The organism is Pseudomonas sp. SORT22 (genome assembly GCF_018417635.1).
Lineage (GTDB): Bacteria > Pseudomonadota > Gammaproteobacteria > Pseudomonadales > Pseudomonadaceae > Aquipseudomonas.
Window position 1 is genome coordinate 5,299,644 of sequence record NZ_CP071007.1, and the last position, 16,608, is coordinate 5,316,251.

Below are 16,608 nucleotides of genomic sequence, written 5' to 3' on the forward strand. Positions count from 1 at the left end.
ACCCGACTTGACCCGCGATAGGGTCGACGCGCAGCCAGCGACTGCACGCGACCCGCACCACTGATCAGCTCGACAGGTACGACGAACGGGTCAGGCCCAGACGCAGGGCGTCGAGGAACTGGGTCTTCTCACGGGCGGTGATCTTGGCGCTGGCGCACTTGTCGCGGTAGTGAGTCATCAACTCCTCCGGCGACAGGTGCACGTAGCGCAGCATGTCTTCGATGGTGTCATGGGTCTCGATACCGGCGTGGTACACGCTGCCGTTCGGGTTCTGGTAGATGTTCACCGAGTCGGTATCACCGAACAGGTTGTGCATGTCACCGAGGATTTCCTGGTAGGCACCGACCAGGAAGATACCCAGCAGGTAGTCTTCACCTTCGTTGATCGCGTGCACCGGCAGGCTGGTCTCGATGCTCTGCTCGTCGACGTACTGGTTGATCTTGCCGTCCGAGTCGCAGGTCAGGTCTTGCAGCACGGCGCGGCGCAGCGGCTCTTCGTCGAGGCGATGCAGCGGCAGGATCGGCAGGACCTGGCCAATGGCCCAGGTGTCCGGCAGGCTCTGGAACACCGAGAAGTTGCAGATGTACTTGTCGGCCAGCTTGTCGTTGAGTTCGTCGAGCACCTGGCGGTGCGAGCGTTGGCGGGCCTTGAGCGAGTTGTGCAGGCGCCGGCAGACGGCAAAGTAGCACTGCTCGGCCAGGGCTTTCTCGGCCAGGGTGATCTTGCCGTCGGCATACTGGGCGGCCACATCGCTCATGTAGTGAGTGGCGCGCCAGTAGGTTTCGGTGACCATCTCGATATCGGTCGGGCCGAGCAGGTCGGCCAGCCACTGCACGGTCTCGGGCAGGCTTTCCTTGTTCTCGATCAGCGGCACTTCGTCGTTGTGCTTCTCGACGTCGGTCACCTGCACCACCAGCACGGCGTGGTGCGCGGTCAGCGAGCGGCCGCTCTCCGAGAAGATATGCGGATGCGGCAAGCCCTGGGCATCGCAGAACTCCTTGAGCATGCCGACCACGACACCGGCGTAGTCATCCATGTCGTAGTTGATCGAACTGGCGTTGCGCGAGTGGGTGCCGTCGTAGTCCACACCCAGGCCGCCGCCGACGTCGATGTGATCGACCGGCAGGCCCAGCGCGCGCAGCTCGCCGTAGTAACGGATGGCTTCCTTGAAACCGTGCTGGTAGTCGGCCAGGTTGGCGATCTGCGAGCCCATGTGAAAGTGCAGCAGGCGGATGCCCTGGTCCAGGCCGGCATCGCGAAAACGCTGCACCACCGAGATCAGTTGCGCCGCCGACAGGCCGAACTTGGACTTCTCGCCACCGGTATCGGCCCACTTGCTCGAGGCCAGCGACGACAGGCGAACGCGCAGGCCAACTTGCGGCTTGACCTTGAGCTCGGCGGCTTCTTCGATCACCAGGGCCACTTCCGACTCTTTCTCGATGACGATAAAGACGTTGTGGCCGAGTTTCTGGCCCATCAGTGCCAGGCGGATGAACTCGCGGTCCTTGTAACCGTTGCAGACGATGGTGCCGCCTTTCGGTGCCAGCGCCAGCACGGCCAGCAGCTCAGGCTTGGAGCCGGCTTCAAGGCCAATGGAAACGTTCTGGGTGGCGATGATGTTTTCCACCACCGCTTCTTGCTGGTTGACCTTGATCGGGTACAGCGCGGTGTACTGGCTCTGGTATTCCAGGCGCGCGATGTTGGCGTCAAAAGCGCCAGTCAGCTGGCGCACGCGGTCCTGGAGAATGTCCGGGAAACGTACCAGCAGCGGCAGCGACAGGCCGCTCTTGCGCAGTTCGTCGACCTGTTCGAACAGGTCGATCGGCGCGCTGCCAGGCCCGTTCGGGCGGACTTCGACGCGCCCGGCCTCGTTGATTGCGAAGTAGCCGGCCCCCCAATGGCGAATGCCGTAAACACTGCGGCTGTCCGCAACTGTCCATTGGCTGCCATCGTCTTTGCGTGTGCGTCGTACGGACATTGAAGTCCCCTATATAGAAAGTCGAAAAACACCGGCCTGCATGGGGCGGGCGCAGTGTAAAACCTGAAAGTGACGATTATCCGTGTTCAGGGATAGACCCTTCCTACGGGAACGAGTTTAGAAAGCGAATTGCAAAAAATCGCGATGCAGTCTTCAGCCGCCGGACTTTTTCGCTTTGAAGCCCTGTTTGATCAGTTCGGCCAGCAGCAGCTCGACATGATCGCCCTGGATTTCGATGACCCCGTCTTTCAACGCGCCGCCGGTTCCGCAGCGGCGCTTGAGCGTGCTGGCCAGATCCTTGAGCTGTTCCAGGGGCAGCGGCACGCCGCTGATGGTCGTCACCGTCTTGCCGCCACGGCCCTTGCTTTCGCGACGCACGCGAGCAATGCCATCGCCTTCGGGGATGAGCGTCTGTTTGCAGATGCAGGCATCTATGGGTTTGCTGCAGTCCGGGCAATGCCGGCCTGCATCAGTGGAGAACACCAGGCCACCGAGGGCGGCGAATGATGCGGCTTTCTTGGCCACTTTTGATCCTCTACGGTGAGGATAAAAACTGGTCGACGCCCCTGGCGGGGCACCGACCGCGAAGCCCCACTCTGGCAGGGGCAGCGCAACTGCCGCATGAAGCGTGCGGCAGCCTTTAAAGGCCGCGCAGTGTAACGATAAAAGTCGCGAATGCTAAGTACAAAACTGCGCCATTTTGCATGTGTTTAGCGACGTCAGGCTCGACGGTCGAGGTAGCGCCGCAAGGCAGCCAGTGAATCGGGGCAATATGGCTGTTGCTGGCTGTCGGCCAGGGCCTGCTCGACGGCGATGAAGCGTGCCTCGCTGACCTCTTCGGGCTGCAGGCACAAAGGCCCGTCCCAGACCGCCGAGAACACCGCGCACCAGAGCCGGTTGCCGGTCTGGTCGAAGAAAAAACATTCATGCGCGGTGAGTTCGACCCCACCGACCCCCAGCTCTTCTTCCAGTTCGCGGGCCGCCGATTCGGCATAGCTCTCATCGGCCTGGACCATGCCACCGGCGGCGACATCCCAGTACCCGGGGTAAATCGCCTTGCTCTGGGTGCGTCGGTGCACGCACAGCTGGCCAGCGGAATTAAACAAGAGGATGTAGGTGCCGCGGCCAATCAGCCCGCGCTCGCGCAGCTCGGCGCGGGCCACGGCGCCGAGCAGGCGGTCGCTTTCGTCGACCCAGGCAATCAGTTCGCGGTCGGAGGCGGCGCGGTGCGCTGCCTCCTGCTCGGAGATCGACACCGATCAGCCCTGAGTCAGCAGTTGACGCAGGTCGATGACGGCAGCGTTGGCCCGCGAGATGTAGTTGGCCATGACCAGCGAGTGGTTGGCCCACATGCCAAAGCCGCTGCCATTGAGCACCATCGGGCTCCACAGCGGCTCCTGCGAGGCTTCCAGCTCACGGATGATCTGCCGTACGCTGACCGTGGCGTTCTTCTTCGCCAGCACATCGGCGAAGTCGACCTCAATGGCGCGCAGCAGGTGCGACAGCGCCCAGGCCTGGCCGCGGGCTTCGTAGAACACGTTGTCGATCTGCAGCCACGGGGTTTCGACCACTTCTTCGTCAAGCTGCGGCACCTGGCCCGGCAGCACCGACTCGGTCTTCAGGGTGCTGTTGAGCTTGACCCGGCCGACACTTGCCGACAGGCGCTGCGACAGCGAACCCAGGCGGGTGGCGACGTCGCCCAGCCAGTTGTTGAGGTTGTCGGCGCGGGTGTAGAACAGCGCGCCCTGCTGATCCGGCGAGGCCAGGCGGTTCTGGTAACGGGTCAGCGAGTTGATGCCTTCCTGGAACTCCGATTCGCTCGACGGCAGGATCCAGCTCTTGTTGTCGAAGTTGAAGCGCGGCTCGGCCTTGGCCAGGTCAGCGTCTTCGGTGGACTGCGACTGTGAGCGGGCAAAGTCCTTGCGCAGGGCGCGGCTCAGGTCACGCACCTGGACCAGCACGCCGTACTCCCAGCTGGGCATGTTGTCCATCCACAGGCCAGGCGGGAAGCGGTCGTTGGAAATATAGCCGCCGGGCTTGTTGAGCAGGGTGCCGGCCACGGTCTTGAGGGTTTCGATGGTGGTGTAGCCGACGACCATCTGCTTGCCGGTTTTCTCGGCGGCCGCCTGGGCGTTCTGCTGCACCGGGAACAGGTCGGGCTCGGCGCTCCAGTACCAGCCCAGGCCCACGCACACCAGCAGGTACAGGCCGATCAGCGAGCCCAGGGCGCGGCTGAAGAACAACCCGCCAAAATAACTGCGGGTGGCAGCGGTGCGCGGTTCGACCCGCTCACGCGCCTCGGCTTTGCCTGTACGGTTTTTCCAGTCCAGCATGGCGTTGTCCTTTCAGTCACGTCGGTTCAAGGGGTTCGACCGCAACCCCCGGGCTTCGTGCCAGCGCGATGGGCTTTTAATGCCGCGCGCCACCTGCCGGGGTCGGCAAGTATCGCTGCACTATAAATCAAGCACGGCGCTTCGCATAAGCGACTATTGGGTCAGCAAATGAATAAACGGACTTGTACAGTTAATTGATACAAGGCACTCGATTGCCGGGAAAGTGGTGCTAGCATAGAGCCATCACTCGAACTCAGCCTCACCCCTTATAAGTAGTCAGGACATGACCGAGCCAGAAGACCCCAATCGTGAGCGCCTCAAGCAACACTTTGCCCAGCGGGTCATTCATCAGGCCCGGCAAATCCTCGAGATCTGGCAGCGCCTGCAGCGCAGCGAGTGGTCGACTGGCGACCTGGGTGAGCTGTGCGAAGCCAACCTGCGCCTGCAACGCTATGCCGAGCGCTTCGAGCAGCCCGAGCACAGCCAGCTGGCCGAGGCCATCGGCCATGCCCTGGAGGCGGTCGAAGCCAACAGCGCGCGCCTGAGCAGCCAGCTGATCAGCGACCTCAACCGGCTGATGCAACGTTTGTCGCGCACCGGCCTGCGCCAGGGCGACCAACTTGAGCAAGTGCCGCTGCCGCCGCTGCGCAAGCCGGTGTACATCATGCTCCAGGACCACGACCGCGCCGAGCGTCTGGCCCAGCAACTGGAATTCTTCGGCCTCGGTGTACAGGCCTTGTACAGCGCCGCCGCGTTCCAGGCGACCATGAGCGAACGGCTGCCCTCGGCAATCGTCATGGACGTCGACTTCACCGGCCCCGGTGTCGGCCTGCAACTGGCCGCCCAGGCCCAGCAGGGCCTGGAGCAGCGGGTGCCGTTGCTGTTCTTCAGCCTGCACGAAACCGACACGCCGACGCGCCTGGCCGCCGTGCGCGCCGGTGGCCAGGAGTTCCTTACCGGCACCCTGGAAGCCTCGAGCCTGCTGGAAAAGGTCGAGCTGCTGACCAGCGTCACCCAGTACGAACCGTTCAAGGTGCTGATCATCGACGACTCGCGGGCCCAGGCCCTGCACACCGAGCGCCTGCTCAACAGCGCCGGGATCGTCACCCGCACCCTGATCGACCCGATCCAGACCATGGCCGAGCTTGCCGACTTCCAGCCCGACCTGATCATCCTCGACATGTACATGCCGGCCTGCACCGGCACCGAGCTTGCCAAGGTGATCCGCCACAACGACCGTTATGTCAGCGTGCCGATCATCTACCTGTCGGCCGAGGACGATCTGGACAAACAGCTCGACGCCATGAGCGAGGGCGGTGATGACTTTTTGACCAAGCCGATCCGCTCGCGGCACCTGATCACCACCGTGCGCAACCGCGCGGCCCGGGCGCGCAACCTCAAGGCGCGGATGGTGCGCGACAGCCTCACCGGGCTGTACAACCACACCCATATCCTGCAATTGCTCGAAGACTGCAGCTTCCGTGCGCGCCGCGAAGCGCAGCCACTGAGCTTCGCCATGCTCGACATCGACCACTTCAAGAAGGTCAACGACAGCCACGGCCACCCCATGGGCGACCGGGTGATCAAGAGCCTGGCGCTGTTCCTCAAGCAGCGCCTGCGCAAGACCGACTTCATTGGCCGCTACGGCGGTGAAGAATTTGCCATCGTCATGCCCAACACCGACCTGGGCTCGGCGCACAAGGTGCTCGACGAAATTCGCCGGCGCTTTGCCGAGATCCATTACCCGGCCCAGCCGCGCGACTTGTCCTGCACCTTCAGTGCCGGCGTGGTGCAACTGAGCGAAGGCCTGGACGCCCTGAGCATGGCCACCTCCGCCGACGAGGCGCTGTACCGCGCCAAGGGTGCCGGGCGCAACTGCGTGCAACGGGTCGAAGCATAAAGGCAAAGTGCCAGTTTTTTTCACCGAACCGTCCGCCCCGTCATAACCCGGTCATAAAAACGCAATAACTTCAGGCGCTTACCATTCGGCCGTTGGTAGACACCGGACATGCGCCTGAAGCTGCTCACCAATTTCAATACCCTGTTGCTGGTTACCGTGTGCATCGCCCTGGGCGCGACCCTGTGGTGGTCGCAGCGCGCCCTGGAGCGCCCCTATTTATTAATGGAGCGCTATCTGTCGCTGTCGCAGCAATTCCAGAACCAGGCGGCGCGCAATATCCAGGACTACCTGAGCAGCGGCGACGCCCTGCGCCACGCCACGGCGCTGCAGACCACCGCCGCCCTGCAGGGTGAACTGGAGCAACTGCCGGCAGAGCTTGCCGAGCGCCTGCGCCCGAGCCTGGACAACCTGCAGCGCTTCACCGCCAACGAGTTGCTGGGCGCCGGCAAGCTGGCCGGCGACCCGCAGGCCCTGTTGCTGCAGGCCGAACGCGAACTGGGTGCGAGCCTCGAGCAACTGGCCAACTATGCCCAGAGCAGCACCAGCAGCGATGCCGGGCGCTATTCGCCGCTGCTGTTCAACGCCTCCCTGCACCTGTCGCGGCTATCCCTGGCGCGGGACAAAATGGTCAGCAGCGGCCGCAGCGAACTGGCCGATGAAGTCGAGCGCGAACTTGCGCAGATCGCCGCCCAGGCGCAGTTACTCGAACAATTGCCGCTGCTGGGGGTGACCGCCAGCAGCGCTTCGAGCGCCGACGACTTTGCCGCGCTGATGGGCCTGGAGACCCAGGCCAGCACAGCGACCGAAGACACCGGGGTGACGCTCAAACGCGAACTCAACAGCCTGATCAAGCGCTACCCCGGCGAGCTGCAGCGCACCCGCGAGCAGATCCAGCAACGCAGCGCCCTGGCCAGCAGCACCTTCGAGCGCATCGGCGCCGTGCAGCAGGCCATCGCCGAGCTCGAACCCAGTGTGCGTAGCCAGCATGCCGCCATCCAGGGCGAAGTGCGGGTGATCCAGGGCCTGATGATCGGTTTGATCCTGCTGATCGCACTGCTTATCGACACCCTGCAGCGGCGCCTGGCGCGGGTGCTGACCAACCTCGCGCCGGCACTCTCGCGCTGGGCCGAGGGCGACTTCAGCCAGGCCATTGCCCTGGGCCGCAGCAACCGTGAAATGCATGATATCCAGGACTCGCTCAACCGCCTGCGGGTCTACCTGGTCGAGCTGGTCGGCACCCTCCGCCACAACGCCGAGCAGGTCGCTGGCAGCAGCCACGCCCTGGCCGGCATGAGCAGCGCCCTGCACGATGGCGCCGAACGCCAGGCCGGCGACACCGCGCAAATCCGTGATGCCCTCGGCGAGCTGGAGGCGACCATCCTCCAGGTCGCCGGCGACGCCAGCCAGGCGGCCGACGCCAGCCACGACGCCGGGCGTGCGGTCGAGCAAGGCCAGGCAGTGATAGGCCAGAGCCTGACCGGGCTGCGGGCGCTGGTCGACGAGGTGCAGGGCAACGCGCAGATGATCGAACAGCTGGCCGAGGAATCGGCGACCATCGGCGGCGTGCTGACGGTGATCCGCTCGATTGCCGAACAGACCAACCTGCTGGCCCTCAATGCCGCGATCGAAGCGGCGCGGGCCGGGGAAATGGGCCGTGGCTTTGCCGTGGTTGCCGAAGAAGTACGCTCCCTGGCCCTGCGCACTACCGGCGCTACCGGTGAGATCCAGACCTTGATCGGGCGCCTGCAGCAGGCGGCCCGCGAATCGGTTGAAGGCATGCGCGCGCAACTCGAACATGCCGAGGCCACCGCTGACCAGGCCCAGGCGGCGGATGGCGCGCTGGATGAAATTGTCGCGGCAATCCAGACCATCTCGGCCACAGCGGTACGGATTGCCGATGTCACCGCCCAGCAGAGCGGCGCGGTGAGCGAGATTCGTGACCACAGCGAGCGGATTCATGGCTTGGGTGAAGACAACTTGCAACGTATTGGTGAAGGGCGTGAGCAGGGTGAGCAGTTGCTTCGCCTGGGTGGCGAGTTGAATACGGCGGTGCGGGCCTTTCGCCTGTGAGGATGTGTCGCGGCGATCCGACTTGACCCGCGATGAAGGCAACAGGGCTGCAAAGTCCGTTATCATGCAGGCACTTTTGTACTGCGAGACCGCCATGCGCCGCCTGCTTTGCCTCCTGTTTCTGCTCCTGGCCTTGCCCGCCGTCGGCGCCGGCCTGCTCGACAATCGCCCCAGCGCCACCCTCGGCGCCGCGTCGCTGAACAACAGCAGCGACTTTCTGCCAGTGCACGAAGCCTTCAAGCTGAGCCTGGTCGAGGATCAAGGGCAAAGCCTGAAACTGCGCTTCGTCGCCGCCGACGGTTACTACCTGTACCGCCACCGCTTCCAGTTTCGCAGCGAGCCTGCCGACATAGCCCTGGGCACGGCGCAGATCCCCCCGGGTGAAGCCAAGCACGATGAGTTCTTCGGTGACGTCGAGGTCTATCACGGCATCCTCGACATCGAAATCCCCCGCCCGGCCAACGAACAACACCCCTTCACCTTGCTGGTGGGCTACCAGGGCTGCGCCGACAAGGGCCTGTGCTACCCGCCGGAAACCGCACGCCTGAGCATCGATGGCATCACCAGCAGTGCGCCGCCAGCTACCACCACGGTCGCCAAGGCCGGCTGGGACTGGCAAGGCCTGCTGCTGTTCTTCCTCGCCGGCGTCGGCCTGACCTTCACCCCGTGTGTGCTGCCGATGCTGCCGATCCTCTCTGGCGTGGTGTTGCGCGGCCAGATCGGCGGCGTACGCGGTTTTGCCCTGTCGCTGGCCTATGTGCTGCCGATGGCTGCCTGCTTTGCCCTGCTCGGCGCGCTGATGGGCCTGTTCGGTGCCGGCCTCAACCTGCAGGCACGCTTGCAGTCGGCCTGGGTGCTGGTGCCGTTTGCGCTGTTCTTCGTGCTGTTTGCCCTGGCCATGTTCGGCCTGTTCGAGCTCAAATTGCCGCATGCCATCAGTAGTCGCCTGGAACGTCTGGTCGGCCAGACCAAGGGCGGATCGCTGATGGGTGCGGCGATCCTCGGGGTGTTCTCCAGCCTGCTGGTATCGCCGTGCGTGTCGGCGCCACTGGCCGGCGCGCTGCTGTATATCAGCGCCAGCGGCGATGCCCTGGGGGGTGCATTGAAGCTGTTCGCCCTGGGCCTGGGCATGGGCGCGCCACTGCTGCTGATCGCTACCGGCGGTGCGGCCTGGCTGCCGAAAAGCGGGCCATGGCTGGTAACGGTGAAAAACGCCATCGGCGTGCTGTTGCTGGGCCTGGCCATTGGCCTGCTCAGCCGCGTGCTGCCGGGGCAGGTCACGCTGCTGCTGGTCGGCCTGCTGGCCGCCGGTACCGCGGTGTTCCTTGGCGCCCTGGAGTTCACGGTGAAAACCACCCGGCAGCGCCTGGCGCAGCTGCTCGGCCTGGCCCTGCTGTTCTATGGGTTGACCTGCTGGTACGGCGCCTTGAGCGGGCAGACCGACCCGCTGCGCCCGCTGCCTCAAGCCAGTAACGCCAGTACTGGTGCAAGCGCCCAGGCCAGCAGCGCCAGCGCCTGGCAGACCCTCACCACCCCGGCGGCGCTGGACAGCGCCCTGGCCGCCGCCAAGGCCGCCGGCCAGCCGGTGCTGCTGGACTGGTACGCCGACTGGTGCATCAGTTGCAAGGTGATCGAGCACGAGGTGCTCAATGCACCCGCAGTGCTAGCACAACTGAAGGACTATCAGTTGCTGCGCTTCGATATCACAGAAAGCAACGCTGAACAGCGCGCCCTGCTCGACCGCTACCAGCTGTTCGGCCCGCCAGCGCTGTTGTTCTTTGCCGCGAACGGCAGCGAAATCACCGCCGATCGTGTGGTTGGCGAGATAAACGCCGGCGAATTTGCCGAGCATCTGACGCGCATTCGCGCCGATCTGGGTCTATAACTTCTTCGGGCCGCTAAAAAGCCGCTTTCGATGACCGAAATTAATAAATTAGTCACATATTTAGCGTGAATATCGGTCATCGTGCTGGCTATTGCTGGTAACTGGACAGTGCCCGCCGGTTTACGGCATAGTCGCCGCGCAAAGTTTCCTAACGATAAAAAGGAACCACAGATGGCAACGCTACTGGTGCTGCACGGCCCCAACCTGAACCTGCTCGGCACCCGCGAACCGGGCGTCTATGGCGCCGTGACCCTGGCCCAGATCAACCAGGACCTGGAGCAGCGCGCCCGCGCCGCCGGCCATCATCTGCAATACCTGCAAAGCAACGCCGAGTACGAATTGATCGACCGCATTCATGCCGCGCGCAGCGAAGGTGTGGACTTCATCCTGATCAATCCGGCGGCTTTCACACATACAAGTGTCGCATTACGTGACGCGTTGCTGGCGGTGAGCATCCCATTCATCGAAGTGCATCTGTCCAACGTGCACAAACGCGAACCTTTTCGCCATCACTCCTACTTCTCTGATGTCGCCGTAGGAGTGATTTGCGGCCTGGGTGCCAGCGGTTATCGCCTGGCCCTGGAGTCTGCCCTGGAACACCTGGCTGCTAACGCAAAGCCCTGATGACGAGAACCTGGCCTATGGGCCGGGGCTCACAAGAAACGTTTGCTAACACGTTTTTATATTTACGCCCCTGACCGAACCTTGGGAGTTGATGATTAATGGATATCCGTAAAGTCAAGAAACTGATCGAACTGCTGGAAGAATCTGGCATCGACGAGCTGGAGATCAAGGAAGGCGAGGAATCCGTACGGATCAGCCGCCACAGCAAGACTCCAGCCCAGCAGTACTACGCTCCGGCTCCAGTCGCCGCTCCTGTTGCCGCACCAGCCGCCGCCCCGGCCGCTGCCGCCGCTCCAGCCGAAGCTGCCGCACCAAAACTGAACGGCACCGTTGCCCGTTCGCCAATGGTCGGTACCTTCTACCGCAAAGCCTCGCCTGCCTCGCCAGCCTTCGTTGAAGTCGGCCAGACCGTGAAGAAAGGCGACACCCTGTGCATCGTCGAAGCCATGAAGATGATGAACCACATCGAAGCTGAAACCAGCGGTGTGATCGAATCCATCCTGGTAGAAGACGGTCAGCCGGTTGAGTTCGACCAGCCGCTGTTCACCATCGTTTGAACCGCGGAGAGCCAACGATGTCTGCGAAGCTGGAAAAAGTCCTGATTGCCAACCGCGGGGAAATTGCCCTGCGGATCCTGCGTGCCTGCAAAGAGCTGGGCATCAAGACCGTCGCCGTACACTCCACGGCTGACCGCGAACTGATGCACCTGGGCCTGGCAGACGAGTCGGTCTGCATCGGTCCTGCTTCGGCCAGCCAGTCCTACCTGCACATTCCGGCCATCATCGCCGCGGCTGAAGTGACCGGCGCTACCGCCATTCACCCAGGCTACGGTTTCCTCGCGGAAAACGCCGATTTCGCCGAGCAGGTCGAGAACTCCGGTTTTGCCTTCATTGGCCCCAAAGCCGACACCATTCGCCTGATGGGCGACAAGGTTTCGGCCAAGGACGCGATGATCAAGACTGGCGTTCCGACCGTGCCAGGTTCCGACGGCCCGCTGCCGGAAGACGAAGAAGAAGCCCTGCGCATCGGCCGTGAAGTCGGCTACCCGGTGATCATCAAGGCCGCCGGTGGCGGTGGTGGTCGCGGCATGCGCGTGGTGCACAAGGAAGAGGACCTGATCGCCTCGGCCAAGCTGACCCGCACCGAAGCTGGCGCAGCCTTCGGCAACCCGATGGTCTACCTCGAGAAGTTCCTGACCAACCCACGTCACGTGGAAGTCCAGGTCCTGTCCGACGGCCAGGGTAACGCCGTGCACCTGGGTGACCGCGACTGCTCGCTGCAGCGCCGCCACCAGAAGGTACTGGAAGAAGCGCCGGCACCGGGCATCGATGAAAAAGCCCGCCAGGAAGTCTACAAGCGCTGTGTCGATGCCTGCATCGAGATCGGCTACCGTGGCGCCGGCACCTTCGAGTTCCTCTACGAGAACGGTCGTTTCTACTTCATCGAAATGAACACCCGTGTTCAGGTGGAGCACCCGGTTTCGGAGATGGTCACCGGTATCGACATCGTCAAGGAGATGCTCAGCATCGCCGCTGGCAACAAGCTGTCGTTCACCCAGGATGACGTGGTGATTCGCGGTCACTCGCTGGAGTGCCGGATCAACGCCGAAGACCCGAAGAAGTTCATCCCGAGCCCAGGCACGGTCAAGCATTTCCACGCCCCGGGTGGCAACGGCGTTCGCGTCGATTCGCACCTGTACAGCGGTTACGCAGTTCCACCGAACTACGACTCGCTGATCGGCAAGCTGATCACCTACGGCAAGGACCGCGACGAAGCCATGGCACGCATGCGCAATGCCCTGGACGAGATCGTCGTCGACGGCATCAAGACCAACATCCCGCTGCACCGCGACCTGGTGCGTGATGAAGGTTTCTGCAAAGGCGGCGTCAACATTCACTACCTGGAACACAAACTGGCTAGCCAGGAGTGATTCGCCAGTGATGTAAAAAAGACCCCGGTCCCGTGACCGGGGTCTTTTTTTGGGGCTCCCACAGGGTTCCCACAAACCCCTCGCACTCAAGTAAACTGGCGGGCTTCTCGCAGCCTCGGGCTGCCCCTGTAGATTTTTCCAAAGGTGCCCGCCATGCCTTGGCTGCAAGTACGTCTGGCCATCAGCCCGGAACAAGCCGAAACCTATGAAGATGCCCTGCTCGAAGTAGGCGCCGTTTCGGTCACCTTCATGGATGCCGAAGATCAGCCGATCTTCGAACCGGACCTCAACACCACCCCGCTGTGGTCGCATACCCACCTGCTGGCACTGTTCGAAGCCGATACCGACGCCAGCGCGGTGTTCGCCCACCTGCAGTTGCTGACCAGCGCCGAACTGCCGGAGCACCAGGCCGAAGTCATCGAAGACCAGGATTGGGAACGCAGCTGGATGGACAACTTCCAGCCGATGCGTTTCGGCCAGCGCCTGTGGATCGTGCCAAGCTGGCACGCGGCACCGGAGCCTGAGGCGGTCAACCTGCTGCTCGACCCGGGCCTGGCCTTCGGCACCGGCACCCACCCGACCACCGCACTGTGCCTGGAATGGCTCGACGGCCAGGACCTGAAAGACACCCAGGTGCTCGACTTCGGTTGCGGCTCGGGCATCCTCGCCATCGCCGCGCTGCTGCTCGGTGCCCGTGAAGCGGTCGGTACCGACATCGACGTGCAGGCCCTGGAAGCCTCGCGCGACAACGCCGGACGCAATGGCATCGCCGACGAGAAATTCGCCCTGTACCTGCCCGAGCACATGCCGGCCATGCAGGCCGACGTACTGGTCGCCAACATCCTCGCCGGCCCGCTGGTCTCGCTGGCCCCGCAACTGTCCGGGCTGGTACGTCCGGGTGGCCTGCTGGCGCTGTCGGGGATTCTCGCCGAGCAGGGTGATGAAGTTGCCGCGGCCTACGCCAAGGACTTCGACCTCGACCCGATCGCCGTACGCGATGGCTGGGTACGCATCAGTGGTCGCCGCCGCTAAGTGCGCCTAGAATAACCTTCTGCATAACCCGGACCGCCGCATGACCGACAGTTTCGTCACCCAGTGCCCGCATTGCCAGACCAGCTTTCGCGTCAGCCACAATCAGTTGAGCGTGGCCCGCGGCATGGTGCGTTGCGGCGCCTGCCTGCAAGTGTTCAACGCCGCCCGGCAACTGCTGGAGCAAAGCGCGGCGCAGAACCCGCCTGCAGCGCCGGTGCCGGTCGAGCCAGTGGCGGAGCCCGCAAAAGCACCGAACCAGCACGAGTGGAGCGCCGCCGAGCTGGACCTCGACCAGCTCGACCTCGATCAGGAGCTGGCGCGCCTGGAACAGCGCGAAATCCAGCCGACCACCGAGTTCAAGGCCGCTGCACCACGCGAAGAGAGCCTCAGCGCGCACCGCGACAGCCCCGAGCAAGACGACCAGCACTGGCCCGACAGCCTGTTCAGCAGCCCGGCCGCCGAGCGCGAGCAACTCAGTGCCGAGCTCGACGCGCCGCAACCGCCGCTGATCGAGCAGGAAGCCCTGGACCTCGCGCCGGCACCCGGCGAGCGTACCGAGCCGTCGCTGTCGCTGGATGCCATCGATGACGACCTCGACGCCCCGCTGGCACCTGCCGCTGCGCTACGCGCCGATGATGACGAACTGCCCGGCGAGCGTCTGTCGGCGCGCGAGCCTGAGGACCCTCTGGACAGCCCCGAACCCGAGTTCGACGAGCGCCGCGAACCGGGCCTGGGCCCGGTCAGCAACCGCCCGGCGCGCAAGGAGCCGCTGCTCGACCTGGTCGACGATCCGATCCAGCTCGACTGGCAGAAGCCCAAGGTCAACTGGGCCCGGCGCCTGCTGTGGATCCTGTTGATTTTGCTGGCCGCTGCGGCTCTGGCCGGCCAATACATCTGGTACCAGTTCGACGAACTGGCCCGCCAGGACCGCTACCGCCCGTGGTTCCAGGCGGTCTGTCCGACCGTCGGTTGCCAGGTGCCGTCGCGGGTCGATATCGCCCGGATCAAGAGCAGTAACCTGGTGGTGCGCAGCCACCCGGACTTCAACGGCGCCTTGATCGTCGATGCGATCATCTACAACCGGGCGCCCTTCGCCCAGCCGTTCCCGCTGTTGGAGCTGCGCTTTGCCGACCTCAATGGCCAGTTGATCGCCAGCCGCCGCTTCAAGCCCACCGAGTACCTCAGCGGTGAACTGGCCGGCAAGGGCGAAATGCCCAGCCAGACGCCGATCCACATCGCCCTGGACATCCTCGATCCGGGCCCCAAGGCGGTCAACTACAGCCTGTCGTTCCGGTCGCCGGAATAGTCGGCGAGCGGCAAGCTGCAAGCGTCAAGCCACAAGGAACAGCAGCCCCATGCGCTGATCCGTTTTTGCTTGCGGCTTGAAGCTTGCAGCTTGAAGCTCAAAGCCAACTGTTCAGATTTTATCCAAATCGATCTTTATCCGGTCACCGAGAGCGGGTATCATGCCAACCCTTTTTCGAACTCTAAGATCGGCCCCCACAACAGGGAACTCCTATGTCGGCGGTACGCATCGGCCCATACACACTGCAGAACGCCCTGATCCTCGCGCCCATGGCCGGGGTCACGGACCAGCCCTTTCGTCAGTTGTGCCGACGAATGGGTGCAGGCCTGGTGGTGTCGGAGATGGTCAGCAGCGACATGAGCCTGTGGAACAGCCGCAAGTCGCGCCTGCGCATGATTCACGAAGGTGATCCCGAGCCGCGCTCGGTACAGATCGCCGGCGGTGACGCGCAGATGCTCGCAGCGGCGGCCCGGGCCAACGTCGAGGCCGGCGCGCAGATTATCGACATCAACATGGGCTGCCCGGCAAAAAAAGTCTGCAACAAGGCCGCAGGCTCTGCTTTATTGAAAGATGAAGCCCTGGTCAGCGAAATCCTCCACGCGGTGGTTGCCGCCGTGGACGTGCCGGTCACGCTGAAGATCCGCACTGGCTGGGACAGGGCCAACAAGAACGGCCTGACTGTGGCGAGGATCGCCGAGCAGGCCGGGATCCAGGCACTGGCGGTACATGGACGCACACGCGCCGACCTCTACACCGGTGAAGCCGAATACGACACCATCGCGGCGATCAAGCAGGCGGTGTCGATCCCGGTTTTTGCCAATGGCGATATCACTTCGCCAGAAAAAGCCCGGGCGGTGCTGGATGCCACCGGTGCCGACGGTCTGCTGATTGGCCGGGCTGCCCAAGGGCGGCCATGGATCTTTCGCGAGATCGAGCATTACCTGCGTACCGGCGAAAAACTGCCGGCACCGCAGCTGGACGAAGTGGAACGAATTCTGCTGGAGCACCTGACCGCGTTGCACGCCTTCTATGGCGATGTGATGGGCGTACGTATCGCCCGCAAGCACGTTGGTTGGTACCTGGCAACGCTACCGGGCGCCAAGGAGTTTCGCGCCCAGTTCAACCGTTTGGAAGACACGCAAGCGCAGTGCGCCAACGTTCGCGGCTTCTTCAGCGAGCGTGAACAGAGCCTTGAGACAGAGGACGGACAAGGGGTGGCCGCATGACGATGATGACCGAGACTTTAGTGAGTGGAACAACGCCCGTGAGCGACAACGTCAACCTGAAACAGCACCTGAATACGCCGAGCGAAGAGGGTCAGACCCTTCGCGGCAGTGTGGAAAAGGCGCTGCACAACTATTTCGCCCATCTGGAGGGCGCGGCCGTCACGGACGTGTACAACCTGGTGCTCTCGGAAGTCGAAGCGCCGTTGCTCGAAAGCGTAATGAACTACGTCAAGGGCAACCAGACCAAGGCCAGCGAGCTGCTCGGGCTCAACCGCGGCACCTTGCGCAAGAAACTCAAGCAGTACGATTTGTTGTAAGCAAGCA

The 16,608-nt window shown here is 63.5% G+C and carries 14 protein-coding genes; 10 read left to right on the forward strand and 4 right to left on the reverse strand.

What is annotated here, in order from left to right:
* Positions 1-64 precede the first annotated feature (64 nt).
* From speA to JYG36_RS24335, 4 genes are all read right to left on the reverse strand, one after another.
* A complete protein-coding gene (speA, locus tag JYG36_RS24320) occupies positions 65-1,978 on the reverse strand; it encodes an arginine decarboxylase (RefSeq protein ID WP_045197019.1) in 1,914 nt (637 codons plus the stop codon).
* 153 nt (positions 1,979-2,131) lie between these two features.
* Positions 2,132-2,503 (reverse strand): translation initiation factor Sui1, encoded by a 372-nt coding sequence (locus tag JYG36_RS24325; protein ID WP_010221702.1) that lies wholly within the window; start codon positions 2,501-2,503, stop codon positions 2,132-2,134.
* Positions 2,504-2,697: 194 nt separating this feature from the next.
* Positions 2,698-3,234 carry an NUDIX hydrolase gene (locus tag JYG36_RS24330; RefSeq protein WP_213602563.1) on the reverse strand — a complete coding sequence of 179 codons (537 nt, stop codon included), beginning with the start codon at positions 3,232-3,234 and terminating at the stop codon, positions 2,698-2,700.
* A 3-nt stretch (positions 3,235-3,237) separates the two neighbouring features.
* Positions 3,238-4,311, reverse strand: a complete 1,074-nt coding sequence (locus tag JYG36_RS24335; RefSeq protein WP_045197016.1) for a DUF2333 family protein — start codon at positions 4,309-4,311, stop codon at positions 3,238-3,240.
* Positions 4,312-4,594: 283 nt separating this feature from the next.
* Between JYG36_RS24335 and JYG36_RS24340 the strand changes: the two genes are divergently transcribed.
* From JYG36_RS24340 to fis, 10 genes are all read left to right on the forward strand, one after another.
* Positions 4,595-6,211: a diguanylate cyclase gene (locus JYG36_RS24340; RefSeq protein WP_093376519.1), complete on the forward strand. Its 1,617-nt coding sequence runs from the start codon at positions 4,595-4,597 to the stop codon at positions 6,209-6,211.
* 1,290 nt (positions 6,212-7,501) lie between these two features.
* A complete protein-coding gene (locus JYG36_RS26925) occupies positions 7,502-8,281 on the forward strand; it encodes a methyl-accepting chemotaxis protein (protein ID WP_371128661.1) in 780 nt (259 codons plus the stop codon).
* Between the two features lie 94 nt (positions 8,282-8,375).
* Positions 8,376-10,166, forward strand: coding sequence for a protein-disulfide reductase DsbD (locus tag JYG36_RS24350; protein WP_213604493.1), 1,791 nt, complete (start codon positions 8,376-8,378; stop codon positions 10,164-10,166).
* A gap of 171 nt (positions 10,167-10,337) precedes the next feature.
* Positions 10,338-10,790 carry a type II 3-dehydroquinate dehydratase gene (gene aroQ / locus JYG36_RS24355; protein WP_028945755.1) on the forward strand — a complete coding sequence of 151 codons (453 nt, stop codon included), beginning with the start codon at positions 10,338-10,340 and terminating at the stop codon, positions 10,788-10,790.
* A 98-nt stretch (positions 10,791-10,888) separates the two neighbouring features.
* The gene (gene accB, locus JYG36_RS24360; protein ID WP_093376528.1) at positions 10,889-11,347 is read left to right on the forward strand and encodes an acetyl-CoA carboxylase biotin carboxyl carrier protein; all 459 of its coding nucleotides are present in this window, start codon (positions 10,889-10,891) and stop codon (positions 11,345-11,347) included.
* A gap of 17 nt (positions 11,348-11,364) precedes the next feature.
* Positions 11,365-12,720 (forward strand): acetyl-CoA carboxylase biotin carboxylase subunit, encoded by a 1,356-nt coding sequence (gene accC, locus JYG36_RS24365; protein ID WP_045197008.1) that lies wholly within the window; start codon positions 11,365-11,367, stop codon positions 12,718-12,720.
* Positions 12,721-12,873: 153 nt separating this feature from the next.
* Complete coding sequence (prmA, locus tag JYG36_RS24370) at positions 12,874-13,752, forward strand: 50S ribosomal protein L11 methyltransferase (protein ID WP_093376532.1); 879 nt, start codon at positions 12,874-12,876, stop codon at positions 13,750-13,752.
* A 40-nt stretch (positions 13,753-13,792) separates the two neighbouring features.
* On the forward strand, positions 13,793-15,058 hold the full coding sequence (locus JYG36_RS24375) for a DUF3426 domain-containing protein (RefSeq protein ID WP_093376537.1): 1,266 nt from the start codon (positions 13,793-13,795) through the stop codon (positions 15,056-15,058).
* A 212-nt stretch (positions 15,059-15,270) separates the two neighbouring features.
* Complete coding sequence (dusB, locus tag JYG36_RS24380; protein WP_045197001.1) at positions 15,271-16,284, forward strand: tRNA dihydrouridine synthase DusB; 1,014 nt, start codon at positions 15,271-15,273, stop codon at positions 16,282-16,284.
* On the forward strand, positions 16,281-16,601 hold the full coding sequence (fis, locus tag JYG36_RS24385) for a DNA-binding transcriptional regulator Fis (protein ID WP_003186237.1): 321 nt from the start codon (positions 16,281-16,283) through the stop codon (positions 16,599-16,601). The genes dusB and fis overlap by 4 nt, the downstream gene beginning before the upstream one ends.
* Positions 16,602-16,608 lie beyond the last annotated feature (7 nt).

What these genes read in the sequence shown, in the direction of transcription:
- speA (WP_045197019.1), bottom strand. Translation starts at nt 1,978, where the DNA reads ATGTCCGTACGACGCACACGCAAAGACGATGGCAGCCAATGGACAGTT.
- JYG36_RS24335 (WP_045197016.1), bottom strand. Translation starts at nt 4,311, where the DNA reads ATGCTGGACTGGAAAAACCGTACAGGCAAAGCCGAGGCGCGTGAGCGG.
- JYG36_RS24340 (WP_093376519.1), top strand. Translation starts at nt 4,595, where the DNA reads ATGACCGAGCCAGAAGACCCCAATCGTGAGCGCCTCAAGCAACACTTT.
- JYG36_RS26925 (WP_371128661.1), top strand. Translation starts at nt 7,502, where the DNA reads ATGAGCAGCGCCCTGCACGATGGCGCCGAACGCCAGGCCGGCGACACC.
- JYG36_RS24350 (WP_213604493.1), top strand. Translation starts at nt 8,376, where the DNA reads ATGCGCCGCCTGCTTTGCCTCCTGTTTCTGCTCCTGGCCTTGCCCGCC.
- aroQ (WP_028945755.1), top strand. Translation starts at nt 10,338, where the DNA reads ATGGCAACGCTACTGGTGCTGCACGGCCCCAACCTGAACCTGCTCGGC.
- accB (WP_093376528.1), top strand. Translation starts at nt 10,889, where the DNA reads ATGGATATCCGTAAAGTCAAGAAACTGATCGAACTGCTGGAAGAATCT.
- accC (WP_045197008.1), top strand. Translation starts at nt 11,365, where the DNA reads ATGTCTGCGAAGCTGGAAAAAGTCCTGATTGCCAACCGCGGGGAAATT.
- prmA (WP_093376532.1), top strand. Translation starts at nt 12,874, where the DNA reads ATGCCTTGGCTGCAAGTACGTCTGGCCATCAGCCCGGAACAAGCCGAA.
- JYG36_RS24375 (WP_093376537.1), top strand. Translation starts at nt 13,793, where the DNA reads ATGACCGACAGTTTCGTCACCCAGTGCCCGCATTGCCAGACCAGCTTT.
- dusB (WP_045197001.1), top strand. Translation starts at nt 15,271, where the DNA reads ATGTCGGCGGTACGCATCGGCCCATACACACTGCAGAACGCCCTGATC.
- fis (WP_003186237.1), top strand. Translation starts at nt 16,281, where the DNA reads ATGACGATGATGACCGAGACTTTAGTGAGTGGAACAACGCCCGTGAGC.